The organism is Pseudomonas sp. LTJR-52 (assembly GCF_003691465.1).
GTDB classification, from domain to species: domain Bacteria; phylum Pseudomonadota; class Gammaproteobacteria; order Pseudomonadales; family Pseudomonadaceae; genus Chryseomonas; species Chryseomonas luteola.
The window spans coordinates 3,489,107-3,507,139 of record NZ_CP033105.1 but is presented as its reverse complement, the minus strand read 5'-3'; the positions used below and the strand labels follow the sequence as shown (position 1 = coordinate 3,507,139).

Genomic DNA, 18,033 nt, shown 5'->3' with positions numbered 1-18,033 from the left:
ACCAGAACCATGGAGAGCGTATAACAATGGCAAAGATCGTCGACATAAAAGGCCGGGAAATTCTGGATTCCCGCGGTAACCCTACCGTGGAAGCCGAGGTGATTCTTGATAACGGTATCGTCGGCAGGGCTTGTGCGCCCTCTGGTGCATCCACAGGATCCCGCGAGGCATTGGAACTGCGTGATGGCGACAAGAGCCGTTACCTGGGCAAGGGGGTTCTGACAGCCGTTGGTAATGTAAACGGCCCGATCCGCGATCTTCTTCTTGGCAAGGACCCATCGGATCAGAAAGCGCTCGACAAAGCGATGATCGAGCTTGATGGTACCGAGAACAAGTCCAAGCTGGGCGCCAATGCCATTCTGGCGGTATCCCTGGCAGCTGCCAAGGCGGCCGCCGAGGATAAAGATCTGCCCTTGTATGCCCATATCGCAGAGCTGAACGGCACGCCCGGGCAGTACTCTATGCCGGTTCCGATGATGAATATCATCAACGGCGGCGAGCATGCCGATAACAATGTCGACATCCAGGAATTCATGGTTCAGCCGGTTGGCGCAAAAAGCTTCGCTGATGCCCTGCGCATGGGTGCTGAGATATTCCATCACCTGAAGGCGGTTCTCAAGGCGCGTGGCCTGAATACTGCCGTGGGCGATGAAGGTGGCTTTGCCCCGAACCTGTCCTCCAACGAAGATGCCCTAGGCGCTATTGCCGAAGCGGTTGAAAAGGCCGGATACAAGCTGGGCACGGATGTAACTCTGGCCTTGGACTGCGCCTCCAGCGAGTTCTATGAAAACGGTCAGTACAGCTTGTCTGGCGAAGGCAAGACATTCGATGCTCCTGGTTTTGCCGATTATCTTGCGGGTCTGAGGGAGCGTTTCCCGATTATCTCTATCGAAGATGGTATGGATGAGTCCGACTGGGCTGGCTGGAAGGCGTTGACTGATAAGATCGGCAACAAGGTGCAACTGGTAGGTGACGATCTGTTCGTGACCAATACCAAGATTCTAAAGGAAGGGATCGAGAAAGGTATCGGTAACTCCATCCTCATCAAGTTCAACCAGATCGGCTCTCTGACCGAGACGCTGGAAGCCATCCAGATGGCCAAGGCTGCTGGTTATACAGCAGTTATTTCTCACCGCTCGGGTGAGACCGAAGACGCAACGATTGCTGATCTTGCCGTGGGTACTGCGGCAGGGCAGATCAAGACCGGCTCACTGTGCCGTTCAGACCGGGTCTCCAAGTACAATCAGCTGCTTCGTATCGAAGAGCAGCTTGGTGCAAAAGCACCGTACCGTGGACGTGCCGAATTTCGTAGCTGAGTTCACAGTGAGCGGTGCAGGCCGCTCCGCTGTTGCGAAATGATGTGTTAAAAGAGCAGGATTGAAGTGTCGCTTATCGATATAGGCATCATTTCCTTCCTGCTCTTGTTTTAAGTATGTTCTCATTAGCTCACTTAACTTGTTGCTTTGAACCGTAAAGCCAATGCGTAGCCCTTACTGGTTGTTTCCTGTCCTAATCATTGCATTAGCCGGCCTGCAGTATCGCCTGTGGGTAGGTGATGGCAGTTTGGCGCAGGTAAAAGAGCTGCGTGAGCAGATTTCCAGTCAGGATGAGGAAAATAAGCAGCTGCTTGAACGCAACCGGATCCTCGAGGCGGAAGTTGCTGAGTTGAAAAAGGGCATGGAGACGGTTGAAGAGCGGGCTCGCCATGAGCTCGGTATGGTTAGAGAGGGTGAGACCCTTTACCTGCAGTCCAAATGATAAACACCTCATTACCTCTTTTCTGGGCCGTTATTCCGGCAGCGGGTATCGGTTCGCGCATGCGAGCGGATCGCCCCAAGCAATATCTGGATCTGGCGGGCCGAACGGTCATTGAGCACACGCTTTCTGCGTTATTGGATCATGCTTCCCTGCAGGGCATAGTCGTTAGCCTGGCGGCTGATGACAGATGGTGGCCTGGTCTTGCCTGCGCTACGGATAATCGGATTACCCGGGCTACTGGTGGGAAGGAACGTGCCGACTCTGTACTGAGCGGCCTTATGCGTCTGGAAGCCTGCGGCGCATCTGATCTTGACTGGGTATTGGTGCATGATGCAGCAAGACCTAATCTGGCTCAGAGCGACATTGATCGGCTATTGCAGGAGCTGGCTGATGATGAGGTTGGGGGATTACTGGCTATTCCAGTCAAGGATACGTTAAAGCGTGTCGACCCTTATGGCCGGGTTGAGGTGACAGTAGATCGCAGTGTCATCTGGCAGGCCTATACACCTCAGATGTTTCGATTGGGCCATCTGAGACAAGCGCTTAGTGATGCATTGGCTGCTGGCGTCATGATCACGGACGAAGCCTCCGCTATGGAGTGGGCGGGCTATAGACCCCGCGTGATAGAAGGGCGAAGTGATAACATCAAGATTACGCGGCCTGAGGATCTGGTTTGGCTGACGCAACTTTGGCATGAGCGCCGGCACGAACCGACGCCCACGACCTGACCCTTTAGAAGCGATACACTGCCGCTGCCCCCGTCTTGGACGGCATACGCTCACGGGGTACGACGACCACATCGCCGCCATGTTCCATGACGTAGGTGATCAGCTCATCCAGCACATCAGCTGTTTCAGCTCCAGCGGGTTTGGAGGGATGCAACTCGCCACTTTCCCGATCAAGCAGCCCAGGTATTTGGCGATCAGCCTCTACCAGCAGCATGGCTACACGGCTTTCAGCAGTAGCTTTTCCAATTTCTTCCAGTTGATCGGAGGCCAAGCCTTGGCCACGGGATTCGCCGTATTGGTCAAGAATGCCATTCAGGCGCTTCAAGTACATAGGCTCCATGAGCTTCCAGCTTTCCTGGCGCAGCATTTCTGTATCCAAGGCACCCTGGCCGATAGAAATACCTTTTTCCAAAAGCTGCTGGTTGTGACTGACATGACGGAAAACGGTCTGATTTTCCGGGAGCGCAGCCAAAATAAGGGGCAGTCCGGAAGGTTTGGAGTGATGTTCAGTAATGGCTCGGTCGACAGCTCTAAAAAAGCGCTCACAGTCGATATCGATCTGCTCTTGCTTACCACTTCCACCAGAGCCGTGAATCATGGGGTCGCCACGCTCGCTCGCTCCACCAAAGCCGTTGGTGTTACCAATCTGATCCTTGGGCGTTAGTTCTGAACCTAATGCCTCATCTTGATTGCGGGGTACTTCAGGCGCCAGCTCAACTTCATCCAATACGTCCCGGTTGCCTTCAAAGAGGCGTACCTGATTACGAGACAAGCACAGAATCTGGTAACGATCTGCTGACTGAGCAATACGAAGAATGGGCTTCAAATAATGCTGAGAATTGACGAGGGCCACTTCGGGCACCTTGCGCTGCAGCGGATAAACCATGAAATAGTCTTTTCCACCAAAGACGGCGACACCATCACGGGTGTGATTCCAGAAGTCGCGGTTATCAACCAATTCATCGAATGGCTTGAGTAGCGTATCGCTGGGAACGTCGGGGAATTGCTGTTCCAGAGAGGCTCTCAGGTCGCGGACTAGATTCTTGAAGCGGATCGGGTCCTGTGTGCGCTCTGGAAAGCTTCGATGGGTAGGCATGTAAATCGATAGGCATGGCGGCTCATGCTTTTCCATTAGTTCAGCCAATGTTGCTTTGGTGATGGGTCCGTACATGGCGGCTTCCTCGCTATGGTTATGGAGGGTTCGTCAACTACGAATGAGCGTGGCACCTGGTATCGACCAGGCAGAGCCGGCTCCTCGCTGAATCCGGCAAGGCAGAACGTATCCGCTTTCGGTTTCACATCGCTTTGAAAGTATCGATGCAGAATGCTCAAGAATGCGGTGCCGTTCTGACCTCTGGGATTCGACTGTTTGGAGCATGACCCTTTCATGTTCCATATAGGTACGACGAGCCCGGCAACGGCGGGTTCCAACCGTTGGACGTATGGCGTCTCCGCTGGCAACTCTCGCGTCAGCTCTGAAAATAGGTGACCAGATTGCTTTTGAGGTAGTCCACCAGTTGCCTGACCTTTGGGGACAAGTGGCGCCGCTGTGGATACAGCGCCCATACGCCTGTGTTGGGCGGTTGCCGGTTTTCCAGCAGGGAGACCAGCTCCCCTCGTGTCAGGTGAGGAGCTACGTAGTAATCCGGCAGCTGGCACAGACCAAAGCCTCTTAGTGCCGCATCCAGAACGGCCTGGCCGCTGTTGCAGCGCCAGTTTCCTGCAACCTTGATGGGGATTTCCCGTCCATCTTCCTGAAAGGTCCAAACATCGCTATTACCGATCAGACAGTTATGCCGTGCCAGTTCTGACAGGGCATGTGGAGCGCCGAAGCGCTCGAGATAGCGTGGCGCAGCGCAAAGGTACATGATGCGAGGCGCAAGCTTGGTTGCTATAAGTTGAGAGTCATTTAGCCGACCCAGGCGGATTGCCAGATCGAATCCTTCCTGCACCAGGTCCAGCGTGCGGTTGGAAAGCTCTATTTCCAGACGTAATTGCGGGTGCAGTGCCATGAAGCTGTTTACCAGGGGGATGATAAAACGCTCCCCGTAGGTCACTGCACATGTCATGCGCAGCAATCCCTTGGGCTCGCTGGACAGATCACTGACGGCCCGAAGTGCTTCCTCGCGGGCATCCTGCAGGCGTTGGCAATGCTGAAGAAAGGTCTGTCCGGCTTCGGTCAGCACGACACTGCGCGTGCTCCGATAGAACAGGCGTGTCTGCAGACGTTCTTCCAGTCGGGCGATTTGTCGGCTGACATGGGATGAGGAAACACCAAGCCGTTCGGCGGCCAAGCTGAAATGACCTGCTTCAGCAACCGCAACGAACTCATCCAAGCCTTCCCAGGCGCTCATGATTATCCCTGTATGGCAATAATATTTTGCAGTACGTTGGATTATTAACTGAATCAAAGCTCATACACTAGACGTACCGTATCACCAGATGGATGACGATCTCCATGATTAAATCACGCGCTGCTGTTGCTTTTGAGGCTAACAAGCCCCTTGAAATCGTTGAAGTAGATGTTGCCCCGCCTAAAGAGGGCGAGGTGCTGGTTCGTATCGTGGCGACAGGTGTCTGCCATACCGATGCCTACACACTGTCCGGCGCTGATCCGGAAGGTATTTTTCCTGCGATCCTTGGGCATGAGGGCGGCGGTATCGTCGAGGCGGTTGGTCCAGGAGTGACGTCCGTTGCCGTAGGTGATCATGTCATTCCGCTGTATACCCCGGAATGTGGCAAGTGCAAGTTTTGCCTGTCCGGCAAGACCAACCTGTGCCAAGCCATTCGTGCTACCCAGGGCAAGGGGCTCATGCCGGACGGCACGTCCCGTTTCTCTTATAAAGGCCAGCCGATCTATCACTATATGGGGACTTCCACGTTCTCTGAGTACACGGTATTGCCGGAAATCTCGCTGGCCAAGATTCCCAAGGAAGCGCCTCTGGAAAAAGTCTGCCTGCTCGGCTGTGGTGTTACTACTGGGATCGGTGCAGTACTGAACACTGCCAAGGTGGAAGAGGGCGCTACGGTAGCCATCTTTGGTTTGGGTGGTATTGGCCTGTCAGCGGTAATCGGTGCGACCATGGCCAAGGCGGGACGTATCATCGCCATCGACATCAACCCTACCAAGGCTGAAATTGCCAAGCAGCTCGGGGCTACGGATTTCGTCAACCCCAACGACTACGACAAGCCTATCCAGGAAGTGATAGTCGAGCTGACGGATGGCGGCGTGGATTACTCGTTCGAGTGTGTGGGTAACGTGAAGCTTATGCGTGCTGCACTGGAATGCTGCCACAAGGGATGGGGTGAGTCGGTCATTATTGGTGTCGCTGGCGCTGGTCAGGAAATTAGTACACGTCCGTTCCAGCTGGTTACGGGGCGTGTATGGCGGGGCAGTGCGTTCGGAGGCGTCAAAGGTCGCACCGAGCTACCGGGCTACGTCGATAAGGCCCAGAAGGGCGAAATTCCTCTGGATACCTTTATTACCCACACCATGGGGCTGGACAAGATCAACGATGCCTTTGATCTGATGCATGAAGGTAAGAGCATTCGTACGGTTATCCACTATTGATCATGCATGGGTCCGGCGTCTTGCAACGTCGGGCCTGTCTATGCCCATAAGGAGCTATCCATGAGCAATACGCTGGAATTGGTCTCATGCCAGAAGTCTTTTGGCGGCTGGCACAAGCGCTACAAGCATCGGTCGACGGTTCTGGGCTGTGAGATGACCTTTGCTGTCTATCTGCCTCCTCAAGCCGAGCAGAAAACACAGCTGCCAGCCCTGTACTGGTTGTCAGGATTGACCTGCACCGATGAGAACTTTATGCAGAAGGCTGGCGCGCATCGAGTAGCTGCTGAGTTAGGACTGGTACTCGTAGCACCGGATACCAGCCCTCGTGGTCCGGACGTGCCCGATGATGCTGAAGGTGCCTGGGACTTTGGACTGGGAGCGGGCTTTTATCTAAATGCTACTCGCGAGCCCTGGGCCAAACACTATCGGATGCATGATTATGTTGTGAGGGAGCTGCCCGCTGTCATCGAGGCAAACTTCCCGGTGTCGGAGAAGCGTGGGGTAAGCGGTCACTCGATGGGAGGCCATGGTGCTTTGGTCTGCGCCTTGCGTAATCCCGGTTTCTATCGTTCGGTTTCGGCTTTTTCACCTATCGTAAATCCGATGAATTGTCCTTGGGGGCAAAAGGCGTTTTCTAATTACCTAGGTGAAGACCGTTCCACCTGGGCTGAGTGGGATGCCTGTGCATTAATGGAAAAGGCGCAGGAGCGACTACCTGTTCTTGTGGATCAAGGGGAGCAGGACAGCTTTCTTTCCGAGCAGCTCAAACCAGAGGCATTGGAGCAGGTAGCTACCCGTGTCGGTCATCCCTTGACCCTGCGTCTGCAGCCAGGTTATGACCATAGTTACTATTTCGTTGCCACCTTTATCGAGGATCATTTGGGTCATCATGCCCGCGCGCTGATCGATTGATCGAACTTGCGTGTTCGGTAACGGCGACGTTTACGGATTACCCCGGTAGAATTGACGCCCTGATCCTTCAGGGCGTTTTTATTTATGCGAATTGGCCACGGCTATGATGTCCATCGTTTCGGTGAAGGTAACTTCATCACGCTGGGCGGTGTACAAATTCCCCACACTTCTGGACTGGTTGCTCACTCGGATGGCGACGTCGTTCTGCATGCCTTGGCAGATGCCCTGCTGGGAGCGGTTGCATTGGGCGATATCGGTAAGCACTTCCCAGATACCGATCCGCAGTTCAAGGGTGCCGATAGCCGAGCATTGCTACGTCATGTGTTGGGTCTGGTCCAGCAAAAGGGCTTCAAGGTTGGTAACGTCGACGCCACGATTATCGCTCAGGCTCCCAAGATGGCCCCTCACATCGATGCCATGCGTCGTGTGATTGCGGAAGATCTGCAGGTTGAGCTTGATCAGGTCAATGTAAAGGCAACCACCACAGAACGCTTGGGATTTGTCGGGCGTGAGGAAGGCATTGCCGTGCATGCAGTAGCGTTGTTGCTTCCGGTATGACTGAAATCGAACTGCTAGGCCCGACGGCTCATGGACCGGCCTGTGGTACCGCTGTATTGAAGGCGACTGCCGAAGACTTTCAGGTGAACGAGGTGCTCGATATTCCCTTGGAAGGCGAGGGTGAACATCTCTGGCTTTGGGTCGAGAAGCGAGGCCTCAACACAGAGGAGGCTGCACGTCGTTTGGCGCGCGCGGCTGGTGTTCCACTACGGGCCATCAGTTATGCAGGGCTCAAGGATCGACAGGCGCTCACGCGTCAATGGTTCAGCCTGCATCTTCCAGGAAAGACCAACCCTGAGCTCAGCGCTGCTGAAGGCGATGCCCTGCGCATCCTGAAGCGGGCCAGGCACCGCCGTAAGCTTCAGCGCGGCGCTCACGCAGCCAATGGATTCACGCTCAGGCTGACCGAGCTGGCGGCTGACAGAGATAAGCTGGAGGAGCGGCTGAGCAAGATAGCCGCTGAAGGCGTACCGAACTACTTCGGACTGCAACGCTTCGGGTACGAGGGTGGCAACCTGGACGAGGCGCAGCATTTCGCACAGCAGGGCACGCTGCCCGAACAGCGTAATCGCCGTTCCCGCATACTGTCCGCAGCGCGTAGCTACCTGTTCAATCAGGTATTGGCGCAACGTGTTGCCGCCGGAAGCTGGAATGTGGCCAGGGTTGGCGATCTGTTGGCCTTCACTGACAGCCGCAGCTTTTTCCCTGCGGGAGAGGCAGAGTGCTCCGACCCCCGGCTGGCGGCCCTTGACCTTCACCCTACCGGCCCGCTCTGGGGAGAAGGTGACTCACCTGCCGGTGGCGCAGTCCAACAGGAAGAACAGGGTGTAGCCGCCGATGCGGCCGGATTGCCCGCCTGGCTTGCTGATGCGGGGCTTCGGCATGAACGGCGCATTCTTCGCCTCCCTATTAACGGTTTGTCATGGCATTATCCCGAGCCTGACATTCTGCAACTTGATTTCGTCTTGCCGGCTGGCTGCTTTGCTACCGTTGTAGTGCGTGAGCTCGTCTCGCTGGCCACGGCAGGACAGACGGATACTCCATGCGACTTTTGATTGCCAACGATGACGGCGTTCTTTCACCCGGCATTGCTGCCTTGCATGCGGCGCTGGACGACTATGCCGAGTGCACCGTGGTAGCGCCATTGACGGATATGAGTGGAATCAGCAGCGCCTTGACGCTGGATCGTCCGTTGCATCCACAGCGGTTGCCTAATGGTTATATCGGTATAAACGGTACGCCTACCGATTGTGTGCATCTGGGCATCAATGGTCTGCTGGAGCATACGCCTGACATGGTCGTATCAGGTATTAACCTGGGCGCCAACCTGGGCGATGACGTTCTATACTCGGGAACGGTGGCAGCGGCGCTGGAAGGTCGCTTTCTTGATCGTCCGGCTTTTGCCTTCTCGCTCTTGTCACGGCTTCCGGATAATCTTTCGGCGGCCGCGCAAATCGCCCGGCAGCTGGTCGAAGCTCATACGCAGTTCGATCTACCGCCGCGTACGGTGCTGAATGTCAACATACCCAACTTGCCGCTTGAGCACATTAAAGGGGTTCGGCTGACCCGGTTGGGCCATCGTGCACGTGCCAAGCCTCCGGTCAGGGACGTTAATCCCAGGGGTAAGGAAGGGTACTGGATCGCAGTCGCGGGTGATGCTGAAGACAGTGGCCCGGACACGGATTTTCATGCGGTGATGCAAGGTTACGTATCGATTACGCCGCTACAGTTGGATCGGACCTTCCATGAAGGGTTTGCCGGGCTGGCTGTTCTAGAGGAGATGTTTCGATGAATCAGGGGCAAGAGCATATGCAGCGTCATGGGATCGGCATGACTTCGCAGCGGACTCGCGAACGGCTCATTCAAAGGCTTTATGAGGAAGGCCTGTCCAATGCGCAGGTGCTGGAAGTGATTCGCCGCACGCCCCGTCATCTGTTTGTCGACGAAGCCCTGGCGCACCGCGCTTACGAAGATACGGCACTGCCCATTGGTCATAACCAGACCATTTCTCAACCGTACATGGTGGCTCGCATGACCGAGCTGCTGCTGGCAGCCGGTCCGCTGGATAAGGTCATGGAGATCGGTACGGGATCCGGCTACCAGACTGCGGTGCTGGCCCAACTGGTTGAGCGTGTGTTCTCTGTTGAGCGTATTCAGTCGCTGCAGGACCGAGCCAAAGAGCGCCTGGTCGAACTTAATGTGCGCAACGTCGTATTTCGCTGGGGAGATGGGTGGGGGGGCTGGCCAGCCCTGGCTCCCTATAACGGCATCATCGTAACAGCGGCGGCTCGTGAAGTGCCTCAAGCCTTGCTGGATCAGCTGGCACCGGGTGGACGTCTCGTGATTCCGGTAGGTGAGGGCGAAGAGCAGCAATTATTGTTGATCGAACGCCAGGAAGAAGGTTTTTCACGTCAAGTGCTCGATTCTGTGCGCTTTGTTCCACTTCTGAATGGACCGTTGGCCTGACCCCTTCGTCAGGGAACGATAGCATTGGCAATGGTCAATACAGCGGCCAATTCGGCTTGCGTTGACGTACAAGCTTTCTAAGGGGGAAGGAGTGAGGCTTCTTAAGGCCCGGCTGCGAGGGATTCGCAACGGTAGTGGGATCAGCTTGGTAGTGGCTCTGATGCTAAGTCTCGTCTTGTCAGGATGCTCCAGCTCCTCATCCCGAGGCGTGCAGGTCGTTGATCGCTCCGGTGGTTCGGCAAATACATACCGTGTTACAAAAGGACAATATACCGTTCGGCGGGGGGATACCCTCTACGCTATAGCCTCCCGTAATGGATGGGATTGGCGAAGCCTTGCTGCTCATAACGGTATTTCTCCACCGTATGTCATCCATGTTGGCCAAAAAATCAACTTTGGCGGCAGCAGCTCCAGTACGGTCGCAACTACCTCTCGAAGACCCGTACAAACCGTGTCGTCTGCGCCTGTTTCCACCGCTCCGGCTAGTACGAACACGCCTGTGGCTACGCCTGCACCCGCCTCTCCACCCGTAGCGCAGAGCGTTCCAGCTGCGCCTCCGCCGGTAACGGCGCCTCCGGCGACTACACCAACTGTCGAGGTTGCCAAGACTTCTGCAGGCTGGGCCTGGCCCACTAAGGGCACACTGATTTCCCGGTACTCCTCGAACGGCAGTTTGAATAAAGGCATTGATATAGCCGGAGATTTGGGACAGCCTGTTCTGGCGGCTTCTGGTGGAACCGTCGTGTATGCAGGCAATGGGTTAAGGGGTTACGGTGAGCTGATCATCATCAAGCACAACGAAACCTACGTCAGTGCGTACGGTCATAATCGCAGGCTTCTGGTTCGGGAGGGGCAACAGGTCAAGGTCGGGCAAACAATCGCCGAGATGGGTTCTACAGGAACCGACCGGGTGAAGCTGCATTTTGAGATTCGCCGGCAGGGTAAACCCGTAGATCCTCTGCAATATTTGCCAAATCGTTGACTCGTTGTCTGACCCGTTCCAGCGCTAGGGGGACGGGTTCAGGCGTAATCAGGGGGATTGATCACGCCCGGGCTTGTTGTCGAACTCAAGCAAGGGACATTGATCATGGCGCTTAATAAAAAAGAACCCGAGTTTGACATGAGTGACGAAGTGCTCCTGCTGGAAACTTCCGTCTCATTCGAAGAAGGGTCATTTGATGCATCACAGCTACTGGGTGATGCGCCTAAAGCACTTCAATCACGTACGTCCAAGCAAACCAAGCATATCGATTACAACCGGGCGCTTGATGCGACTCAGTTGTATCTCAATGAAATCGGTTTCTCTCCACTGCTTTCTCCTGAGGAAGAGGTTCATTTTGCGCGATTAGCGCAAAAGGGAGATCCCGCTGGCCGCTGCCGTATGATTGAGAGCAACCTTCGTCTTGTGGTGAAGATTGCTCGCCGTTATGTGAATCGGGGGCTGTCCCTGCTCGATCTGATCGAGGAAGGCAACCTGGGGCTGATTCGCGCGGTAGAAAAATTCGATCCTGAGCGTGGCTTCCGCTTCTCAACCTACGCGACCTGGTGGATCCGACAGACCATCGAGCGTGCCATCATGAACCAGACGAGGACGATTCGTCTGCCCATTCATGTGGTCAAGGAGCTTAATCTGTATTTGCGGGCTGCCCGTGAGCTGGCGCAAAAGCTTGATCATGAGCCGTCGCCGGAAGAGATCGCCTGTCTGCTGGAAAAGCCAGTGGAAGAGGTGAAGCGGATGATGGGACTTAATGAGCGGATCAGCTCTGTTGATGTGTCTTTGGGGCCTGATTCAGACAAGACGCTTCTCGATACGCTTACCGACGATAGGCCAAGCGATCCGTGCGAACTATTGCAGGATGACGACCTCAGCCAGAGCATTGACCAATGGCTGTCGGAGTTGACGGACAAGCAGCGTGAGGTGGTTGTCCGGCGTTTTGGCTTGCGCGGGCATGAAAGCTGTACGCTTGAAGAAGTAGGACAGGAGATCAACCTGACCCGCGAGCGGGTACGGCAGATACAGGTCGAGGCCCTAAAGCGGTTGCGCGAGATTTTTGAGCGTAACGGCTTGTCGAGCGACTCGTTGTTTCAATAAGCCTTCTAATTGGCACTAAAGCCCGACGTTGAGTTGGGCTTTTTTTATAAACGCGCGAAAGCCATCGGCAACGTGATAACGAGGTGGCAGAGGTGAGTCACGGGAGGTTCTCTAATGCTCTAGGCAGCGGAGAAAGAAAGCGGGTTGCAACGTGGTTCGGCAGATGAATAAACAAAGACAAAGGGCGAGTTAACTCGCCCTTTTAGATGCGTGCAACAAATGCAGCGCCTGAACAGCTGGGTTCAAGCCCTGATCAGCGCTCCAGGTACTGCAACTTGTTAGGCTTGCCGTCCCACTCTTCCGCATCGGCCAGCGCTTCTTTCTTTTCGGTGATGTTCGGCCAGACTTCACAGAGATCACGGTTCAACTCTATGAATTCCTGCTGGTTTTCCGGTACCTCATCTTCAGAGAAGATAGCCTGTGCAGGGCATTCCGGCTCGCATAGGGCGCAGTCGATACACTCATCTGGATGAATGACCAGAAAGTTGGGGCCTTCGTAAAAGCAGTCCACCGGGCATACTTCTACACAGTCGGTATATTTGCATTTGATGCAGTTGTCGGTGACAACAAAAGTCATTATTAGAACTCCTCAGGCGGCTAGGCGCGGGATTTTAGCAGTATTAGGCCAATCTCCGTCATCGGGTTGTCAGATACGCTTTTTCCATTCATAGATAAGCTGCAGCGCTTTAAGTGGCGTCAGCTCGTCGGGATTCAGTTTTTCCATCTCCTCCAACAGCGGATGTGTAGCCGCTGCAAACAGATCGGCCTGCATGGGTTGAGGTGCCTGGCTGATCGTTTTCGGGGCTTCGTGGGACAGACTGGTCTTTTCCAGATGCGCCAGATGCTCACGGGCCCGCTGGATGACCTGACTAGGTACGCCTGCCAGTTGAGCGACCGCAAGGCCGTAGCTCTGGCTGGCCGGGCCGGGCAGAACATGGTGCAGGAAGACAATCCGGTCGTTGTGCTCAGTGGCGTTGAGATGCACGTTGGCTACTACTGGCTCGTTGTCTGGCAGAACCGTAAGCTCGAAGTAGTGTGTTGCGAACAGAGTGTAGGCACGCAGCTTGGCCAGCTGTTCGGCCGCGGCCCAGGCCAATGACAGGCCGTCGAAGGTACTGGTACCTCGCCCGACTTCATCCATAAGGACCAGGCTATGCTCGCTGGCATTGTGCAGGATGTTGGCGGTTTCACTCATTTCGACCATAAAGGTCGAGCGCCCGCCTGCCAGGTCATCACTTGAGCCAATTCGGGTAAAGATGCGGTCTACCAGGGACAGGCGGCACGCCGCTGCCGGTACGAAGCTACCGATATGTGCCAGGAGAACAATCAGGGCGGTCTGACGCATATAGGTGGATTTACCGCCCATGTTCGGGCCGGTAATGATCAGCATCCGCGTATCGTTATTCAGGTTCAGGTCGTTGGCTACAAATGGTGTATCCAGCACCTGCTCCACAACGGGGTGACGGCCCTGTGATATTTCCAGGCAGGGTTCATCGACAAAACTCGGTCGATTGAGGTCGAGGTTCAGTGCACGTTCGGCTAGGTTGCTCAGTACATCAAGCTCGGCCAAGGCCGCCGCGGTGTCTTGGAGGGGGGCAAGCTGTTCGATGAGGCTATCGATCAAGGCTTCATACAGGACCTTTTCACGGGCCAGTGCACGGCTCTGGGCTGACAAGGCCTTGTCTTCGAACGCTTTCAATTCAGGCGTAATGAAGCGCTCGGCCCCTTTGAGCGTCTGTCGGCGAATGTAGTCAGCTGGTGCCTGCTCAGCCTGCATCCGGGGTAACTCAATGAAGTAACCATGGACGCGGTTGTAGCCAACTTTCAAGCCGGAAAGGCCGGTGCGAGCTTTTTCCCGAGCTTCGAGATCCATCAGAAACTGCCCGGCGTTCTCGCTCAAGGTCTGTAGCTCGTCCAGCTCGGCATCGTAGCCGCGCTTGATGACGCCGCCATCGCGGATGACTGCTGGCGGAGTGTCGACAACAGCGCGAGAAAGCGTATCCGCCAGTTCGGGATAGGTCTGGATGCTTTTGGCCAAGTCGTTGAGATGAGGCGCTACCAGATCCTGCATGCCGCGCTGTAATTCGGGGAGCGCCGAGAGCGCGTCGCGCAGACGGGCCAAATCCCGCGGGCGAGCCGTACGCAGTCCGATTCGGGCAAGAATACGCTCTATGTCGCCGATCTCTTTCAGTTGAGGTTGCAGCTGTTCGAAGCGGTATTGCTCCAACAGGCAGGTAATGGCGTCTTGGCGCGCCTGGATGACGCTGCGGTTGCGCAGGGGGCGGTTGAGCCAGCGAGTCAGAAGGCGGCTACCCATGGCCGTTTGGCAACGATCTACCACCGATTGCAGTGTATTCTCACGGCCGCCGGAGAGATTGGTATCCAGTTCCAGGTTGCGGCGGCTAGCGCCATCCAGAATGACCGTGTCGTCCAGGCGCTCGTGATGCAGGCTGCGCAGGTGATGAAGCGCAGTACGCTGCGTCTCTTTGGCATAGGCCAGCAGGCTACCAGCCGCACCGATGCCCAGTTTGAGCTTGTCACAGCCAAAGCCTTTGAGGTCCTGCGTACCGAATTGCTGGCACAAACTCTTGACGGCCGTGTCGCAGTCGAAGTCCCAGGGTGCCCTACGGCGAAGTCCTCGGCGCTTTTCGATAGGTAGACCCTGTGGCCAGTCATCAGGAATAAGCAGCTCGGCCGGGTTGAGTCGCTCGATCTCGGCCATGAGCGGCTCCCAGCCGGATAGTTCCTGAACAACAAAGCGTCCACTGGTGATGTCCAGGACCGCAAGACCGAACAGTTTGTGATCGCCTAGAATGGCGGCGAGGAGGTTATCGCGTCGCTCATCCAGCAGGGCTTCATCACTGACTGTGCCAGGCGTAAGAATCCTGACGACCTGACGTTCCACGGGGCCTTTGCTGGTAGCCGGATCGCCGATCTGCTCGCAGATGACTACGGACTCACCCAGTTTGACCAGTTTGGCCAGATACCCTTCGGCTGAGTGAAAGGGGATGCCCGCCATGGGGATAGGCTTGCCTGCCGATGCGCCACGGGCAGTCAGTGTGATGTCGAGCAGCTTGGACGCCTTTTTGGCATCATCATAAAAAAGCTCGTAAAAATCACCCATGCGATAGAAGAGCAGCTGCTCAGGGTGCTGATGCTTGATCTTCAAGTATTGCTGCATCATCGGCGTATGGTTGGAAAGGCTTTCCATACAGGTCATTCACTCGCGGGGTCGTTTTACAGGGTCGGTAATTCTACCGGATTTGTCGGTATCGTCGGATAAAAAGCACTGGGTAGGAGGCTGTTGAGGCGCTAAACCCAAGCGGTAGCCGGAAGCGGGTGATTGATGGGTAAAGGCGCTATCAGCCTATCGTCGAGGGGACACTAAATTTTCTCTCAACCCCCTTCACAACGGCTTTGCCGTGAATAAAATGACGCTTCTCTCGCCGGCATTCGTCCGGTTTTTTCTGGTGTTCTGCCAAACATGTCGACCGATAATCCTTGCCTTAACTGCGGTGCCTGCTGCGCGTTTTTTCGTGTGTCGTTCTACTGGGGTGAATGCCGGTCCGCCGGTGGTCTAGTGCCGGATGAGTTGACGGTGGGAGTTACTCCTCACCACGTTGCGATGGTAGGTACTGATACCAAACCTGCACGCTGCGTCAGCCTACTGGGCGACGTAGGCTGCGGTACGCGTTGCACTATGTATGAAAGCCGACCGAGCCCTTGCCGTGAGTTCGAAGCCTCATGGATCAATGGTGAGCATAACGAGCGGTGCGATGCTGCGCGTGCGGCCTACGGGCTGCCTCCATTGACGCCACCGTTGCAGCCTCATCAGTCGCCTGAGCGTGTGGCCTGATAGCTGGGCGTTTCAACAGAGGCGGAAAAAAGCTTCAAGGGGGCTACAAATGGAAAGGGCGCGGGTAATGATGGCGATGATCAGGCCCAGCATGCCCAATGTGCCTGCCCACAGCAGGGCCAAGCCGACAGGATGCTGATTTCTGGCGAAGCCTGTGATAAGCATGGCTGAAAACAGAATGATGAAAACAAGGGTGGTGTTGTGATTCATGATGATCGTCCGTCGGTGGCGGTCCGAAGTGTATGCCATTCGCCGCTCTAGAGGCGGCCTATCATCATGTTTGGGAAGAAATATCGAGGGGCCGGTATGAGCGGCAATCGCTCATACCGGTAATGACCCGGTCAGGCTGCCTGCCAGGAGCGCTCTGCTTCGTCACGCGTCTTGACCAGTTGAATCTTGCCGCCTTCGACAGACTTCACCCAGGACAGCGGAATATAGTGGTGCTGGCCATTGGCATCCTGATCCTGCTTGGTCAGCTTGATACGATCAGTGCCTTCCAGGTGATCGACTGTGCCAACGTGCTGGCCATCGGACCCTACAATTTCAGCGTGCTCTTTAATGCTGTTTACATCAACCATTTCATTCTCCTGTTGGGACGTGAAAGGGTGAGTTGCCCTCAAGCAACTCGCTTAGGCCCATTCAAGGTGCCTACTCAAGGTCCGACAGGGAGAGGCTTCGCTATGTTTCATGGGTGCGACGAGAGGTCGCAGAGGTTGCCATGCTGTGAAAGTAGGATGACGGTTGCGTGATGAAAGGTGCGTTTCGAATGTAGAAACGCCCGGATCATCCGGGCGTTTGAAGGTTCTGACAAGGTATTCAGATCCCTTCATCTCCCTGAAACTCTTCAACGGCGCGAACCACTTTGTCATGGTGGGACTCGCCTGCAGCCTCTGCCAGCTTTTCAATCGCCTGGGCAAGTGCCTCGAAGGCATCACGGTAATAAGCAGGCTGATCTTGATCGGCCGCTTTGCCAGCCTGCATACGGGCTTGCTGGAGCAGTTCGGCAATTTCTTCTTTATTTGCAGCCATGGTGGTTTCCCTCATGTAATCGACAGATATTGGACAGCCGCTCGCGAGGTGGATTCACCTTTATTTACTGGCTACGTCGTTCCCACGCCTCCCGATTGACCAGATCAGGCGGGCGCTTACCTGACAGGGCAGCCAGCAGATTGTCGACCGCGCAGCGTGCCATGCCTTCGCGCGTGCCATGGGTTGCTGAACCGATATGGGGTGTAGCGACCACATTGGGCAGGCTCAGCAGAGGGGAATCTGCTGGAAGCGGCTCCTTTTCGAAGACATCCAGACCGGCACCCTTGAGCTGCTGCTTTTGAAGCGCGTCGATCAGGGCCTTTTCATCAACCACCTTGCCACGGGAGATATTGATGAAAAAGCTTTCCGGTTTTAATAACGCCAACTCCCGCGCCCCGATGAGGCGCGTTGTTTCGGAGCTTAGCGGTACGGTGACACAAATAAAGTCCGCCTCGCTCAGCAGTTGGTCCAGAGAGCGGTACTGTGCGGCGAACTCCCGTTCGATATCCGACTTGGGTGAATGGCTGTTGTAGAGGATAGGCATGCCAAAGCCGAAGTGACCGCGACGGGCAATCGCCGATCCGATCCGGCCCATTCCCACTATTCCCAGCGTCTTGCCATGAACATCACTGCCGAAGAGGGGTTCCCCCAGGCTGGCCTGCCAGTCTCCCGCCTTGACATAGTTCGCAAGCTCAACCACACGTCTGGCGGTCGACAGGATCAAGGCGAAAGCTGTATCAGCGACAGTTTCCGTCAGTACATCCGGGGTGTTGCACAAGAGAATGCCGCGGCGGGTAAGGTAATCGAGGTCATAGTTGTCGTAGCCTACCGATACGCTAGCAATGGCTTCCAGGTGAGGTGCCTTGTCCAGCAGTTCAGCGTTGAGTTTGACGCTGGAACCAATCAGGCCGTGCGCGTCTGGCAAGGCGTCTTCCAGCGGTGCCAGACCATGCGTACCGGTTACGTCGACATAGATCAGCTCAGCTGCTTCCTGTAGGCGGGCAGTCAGCGCAGGTGAGAGTTTCTTGTAGGCAATGACACGCTTTTTCATGAGCAGTCCTGT

20 protein-coding genes are annotated in these 18,033 nt (G+C 55.6%); 12 read left to right on the top strand and 8 right to left on the bottom strand.

Going from position 1 to position 18,033, the window contains the following annotated elements:
* Positions 1-26: 26 nt before the first annotated feature.
* The 3 genes from eno to ispD all read left to right on the top strand — a co-directional run bounded on the left by eno (position 27) and on the right by ispD (position 2,486).
* Positions 27-1,316, top strand: coding sequence for a phosphopyruvate hydratase (gene eno / locus EAW52_RS16405; protein WP_122043242.1), 1,290 nt, complete (start codon positions 27-29; stop codon positions 1,314-1,316).
* Positions 1,317-1,479: 163 nt separating this feature from the next.
* The gene (locus EAW52_RS16400; RefSeq protein ID WP_010797398.1) at positions 1,480-1,758 is read left to right on the top strand and encodes a septum formation initiator family protein; all 279 of its coding nucleotides are present in this window, start codon (positions 1,480-1,482) and stop codon (positions 1,756-1,758) included.
* Positions 1,755-2,486, top strand: a complete 732-nt coding sequence (ispD, locus tag EAW52_RS16395; RefSeq protein ID WP_122043241.1) for a 2-C-methyl-D-erythritol 4-phosphate cytidylyltransferase — start codon at positions 1,755-1,757, stop codon at positions 2,484-2,486. Before EAW52_RS16400 ends, ispD begins: the two co-directional genes overlap by 4 nt.
* 4 nt (positions 2,487-2,490) lie before the next feature.
* Here ispD and EAW52_RS16390 read toward each other — a convergent pair whose 3' ends face one another.
* Positions 2,491-3,657, bottom strand: a complete 1,167-nt coding sequence (locus EAW52_RS16390; protein WP_122043240.1) for a hypothetical protein — start codon at positions 3,655-3,657, stop codon at positions 2,491-2,493.
* A 298-nt stretch (positions 3,658-3,955) separates the two neighbouring features.
* Positions 3,956-4,840 (bottom strand): LysR substrate-binding domain-containing protein, encoded by an 885-nt coding sequence (locus tag EAW52_RS16385; protein WP_122043239.1) that lies wholly within the window; start codon positions 4,838-4,840, stop codon positions 3,956-3,958.
* Positions 4,841-4,944: 104 nt separating this feature from the next.
* On the opposite strand from EAW52_RS16385, the gene EAW52_RS16380 reads away from it, so the two are divergent.
* The 8 genes from EAW52_RS16380 to rpoS all read left to right on the top strand — a co-directional run bounded on the left by EAW52_RS16380 (position 4,945) and on the right by rpoS (position 12,085).
* A complete protein-coding gene (locus tag EAW52_RS16380; protein WP_019364454.1) occupies positions 4,945-6,057 on the top strand; it encodes an S-(hydroxymethyl)glutathione dehydrogenase/class III alcohol dehydrogenase in 1,113 nt (370 codons plus the stop codon).
* 60 nt (positions 6,058-6,117) lie between these two features.
* A complete protein-coding gene (gene fghA, locus EAW52_RS16375; RefSeq protein ID WP_122043238.1) occupies positions 6,118-6,969 on the top strand; it encodes an S-formylglutathione hydrolase in 852 nt (283 codons plus the stop codon).
* An 84-nt stretch (positions 6,970-7,053) separates the two neighbouring features.
* Positions 7,054-7,527: a 2-C-methyl-D-erythritol 2,4-cyclodiphosphate synthase gene (gene ispF / locus EAW52_RS16370; protein WP_010797404.1), complete on the top strand. Its 474-nt coding sequence runs from the start codon at positions 7,054-7,056 to the stop codon at positions 7,525-7,527.
* Positions 7,524-8,582 (top strand): tRNA pseudouridine(13) synthase TruD, encoded by a 1,059-nt coding sequence (truD, locus tag EAW52_RS16365; RefSeq protein WP_122043237.1) that lies wholly within the window; start codon positions 7,524-7,526, stop codon positions 8,580-8,582. Before ispF ends, truD begins: the two co-directional genes overlap by 4 nt.
* Positions 8,570-9,319: a 5'/3'-nucleotidase SurE gene (surE, locus tag EAW52_RS16360; protein ID WP_122043236.1), complete on the top strand. Its 750-nt coding sequence runs from the start codon at positions 8,570-8,572 to the stop codon at positions 9,317-9,319. Before truD ends, surE begins: the two co-directional genes overlap by 13 nt.
* Positions 9,320-9,357: 38 nt before the next feature.
* On the top strand, positions 9,358-9,993 hold the full coding sequence (locus tag EAW52_RS16355) for a protein-L-isoaspartate(D-aspartate) O-methyltransferase (RefSeq protein ID WP_162997772.1): 636 nt from the start codon (positions 9,358-9,360) through the stop codon (positions 9,991-9,993).
* Positions 9,994-10,153: 160 nt separating this feature from the next.
* Positions 10,154-10,975: a peptidoglycan DD-metalloendopeptidase family protein gene (locus EAW52_RS16350; RefSeq protein WP_083603041.1), complete on the top strand. Its 822-nt coding sequence runs from the start codon at positions 10,154-10,156 to the stop codon at positions 10,973-10,975.
* Positions 10,976-11,080: 105 nt separating this feature from the next.
* A complete protein-coding gene (gene rpoS, locus EAW52_RS16345) occupies positions 11,081-12,085 on the top strand; it encodes an RNA polymerase sigma factor RpoS (protein WP_010797411.1) in 1,005 nt (334 codons plus the stop codon).
* Between the two features lie 253 nt (positions 12,086-12,338).
* Here rpoS and fdxA read toward each other — a convergent pair whose 3' ends face one another.
* A complete protein-coding gene (gene fdxA / locus EAW52_RS16340) occupies positions 12,339-12,662 on the bottom strand; it encodes a ferredoxin FdxA (protein WP_010797412.1) in 324 nt (107 codons plus the stop codon).
* Between the two features lie 69 nt (positions 12,663-12,731).
* A complete protein-coding gene (gene mutS / locus EAW52_RS16335) occupies positions 12,732-15,296 on the bottom strand; it encodes a DNA mismatch repair protein MutS (RefSeq protein ID WP_162997653.1) in 2,565 nt (854 codons plus the stop codon).
* A gap of 273 nt (positions 15,297-15,569) precedes the next feature.
* On the opposite strand from mutS, the gene EAW52_RS16330 reads away from it, so the two are divergent.
* Positions 15,570-15,941: a YkgJ family cysteine cluster protein gene (locus EAW52_RS16330; RefSeq protein ID WP_010797414.1), complete on the top strand. Its 372-nt coding sequence runs from the start codon at positions 15,570-15,572 to the stop codon at positions 15,939-15,941.
* 12 nt (positions 15,942-15,953) lie between these two features.
* Here the strand turns inward: EAW52_RS16330 and EAW52_RS16325 are convergent, their stop codons facing one another.
* From EAW52_RS16325 to EAW52_RS16310, 4 genes are all read right to left on the bottom strand, one after another.
* Complete coding sequence (locus EAW52_RS16325) at positions 15,954-16,151, bottom strand: hypothetical protein (protein ID WP_010797415.1); 198 nt, start codon at positions 16,149-16,151, stop codon at positions 15,954-15,956.
* Positions 16,152-16,282: 131 nt separating this feature from the next.
* Positions 16,283-16,519: a DUF2171 domain-containing protein gene (locus tag EAW52_RS16320; protein ID WP_010797416.1), complete on the bottom strand. Its 237-nt coding sequence runs from the start codon at positions 16,517-16,519 to the stop codon at positions 16,283-16,285.
* Positions 16,520-16,757: 238 nt separating this feature from the next.
* The gene (locus EAW52_RS16315; RefSeq protein WP_010797417.1) at positions 16,758-16,970 is read right to left on the bottom strand and encodes a hypothetical protein; all 213 of its coding nucleotides are present in this window, start codon (positions 16,968-16,970) and stop codon (positions 16,758-16,760) included.
* 64 nt (positions 16,971-17,034) lie between these two features.
* Positions 17,035-18,021: a D-glycerate dehydrogenase gene (locus EAW52_RS16310; RefSeq protein ID WP_122043234.1), complete on the bottom strand. Its 987-nt coding sequence runs from the start codon at positions 18,019-18,021 to the stop codon at positions 17,035-17,037.
* Positions 18,022-18,033: the final 12 nt, after the last annotated feature.

Bases quoted from the DNA above. Each gene is read 5' to 3' on its own strand.
- EAW52_RS16390 (WP_122043240.1), bottom strand. From the start codon at position 3,657: ATGTACGGACCCATCACCAAAGCAACATTGGCTGAACTAATGGAAAAG.
- fdxA (WP_010797412.1), bottom strand. From the start codon at position 12,662: ATGACTTTTGTTGTCACCGACAACTGCATCAAATGCAAATATACCGAC.
- ispD (WP_122043241.1), top strand. From the start codon at position 1,755: ATGATAAACACCTCATTACCTCTTTTCTGGGCCGTTATTCCGGCAGCG.
- fghA (WP_122043238.1), top strand. From the start codon at position 6,118: ATGAGCAATACGCTGGAATTGGTCTCATGCCAGAAGTCTTTTGGCGGC.
- mutS (WP_162997653.1), bottom strand. From the start codon at position 15,296: ATGGAAAGCCTTTCCAACCATACGCCGATGATGCAGCAATACTTGAAG.
- EAW52_RS16400 (WP_010797398.1), top strand. From the start codon at position 1,480: ATGCGTAGCCCTTACTGGTTGTTTCCTGTCCTAATCATTGCATTAGCC.
- EAW52_RS16325 (WP_010797415.1), bottom strand. From the start codon at position 16,151: ATGAATCACAACACCACCCTTGTTTTCATCATTCTGTTTTCAGCCATG.
- EAW52_RS16350 (WP_083603041.1), top strand. From the start codon at position 10,154: ATGCTAAGTCTCGTCTTGTCAGGATGCTCCAGCTCCTCATCCCGAGGC.
- rpoS (WP_010797411.1), top strand. From the start codon at position 11,081: ATGGCGCTTAATAAAAAAGAACCCGAGTTTGACATGAGTGACGAAGTG.
- surE (WP_122043236.1), top strand. From the start codon at position 8,570: ATGCGACTTTTGATTGCCAACGATGACGGCGTTCTTTCACCCGGCATT.
- EAW52_RS16385 (WP_122043239.1), bottom strand. From the start codon at position 4,840: ATGAGCGCCTGGGAAGGCTTGGATGAGTTCGTTGCGGTTGCTGAAGCA.
- eno (WP_122043242.1), top strand. From the start codon at position 27: ATGGCAAAGATCGTCGACATAAAAGGCCGGGAAATTCTGGATTCCCGC.
- ispF (WP_010797404.1), top strand. From the start codon at position 7,054: ATGCGAATTGGCCACGGCTATGATGTCCATCGTTTCGGTGAAGGTAAC.
- EAW52_RS16355 (WP_162997772.1), top strand. From the start codon at position 9,358: ATGACTTCGCAGCGGACTCGCGAACGGCTCATTCAAAGGCTTTATGAG.
- EAW52_RS16310 (WP_122043234.1), bottom strand. From the start codon at position 18,021: ATGAAAAAGCGTGTCATTGCCTACAAGAAACTCTCACCTGCGCTGACT.
- EAW52_RS16330 (WP_010797414.1), top strand. From the start codon at position 15,570: ATGTCGACCGATAATCCTTGCCTTAACTGCGGTGCCTGCTGCGCGTTT.
- truD (WP_122043237.1), top strand. From the start codon at position 7,524: ATGACTGAAATCGAACTGCTAGGCCCGACGGCTCATGGACCGGCCTGT.
- EAW52_RS16380 (WP_019364454.1), top strand. From the start codon at position 4,945: ATGATTAAATCACGCGCTGCTGTTGCTTTTGAGGCTAACAAGCCCCTT.
- EAW52_RS16315 (WP_010797417.1), bottom strand. From the start codon at position 16,970: ATGGCTGCAAATAAAGAAGAAATTGCCGAACTGCTCCAGCAAGCCCGT.
- EAW52_RS16320 (WP_010797416.1), bottom strand. From the start codon at position 16,519: ATGGTTGATGTAAACAGCATTAAAGAGCACGCTGAAATTGTAGGGTCC.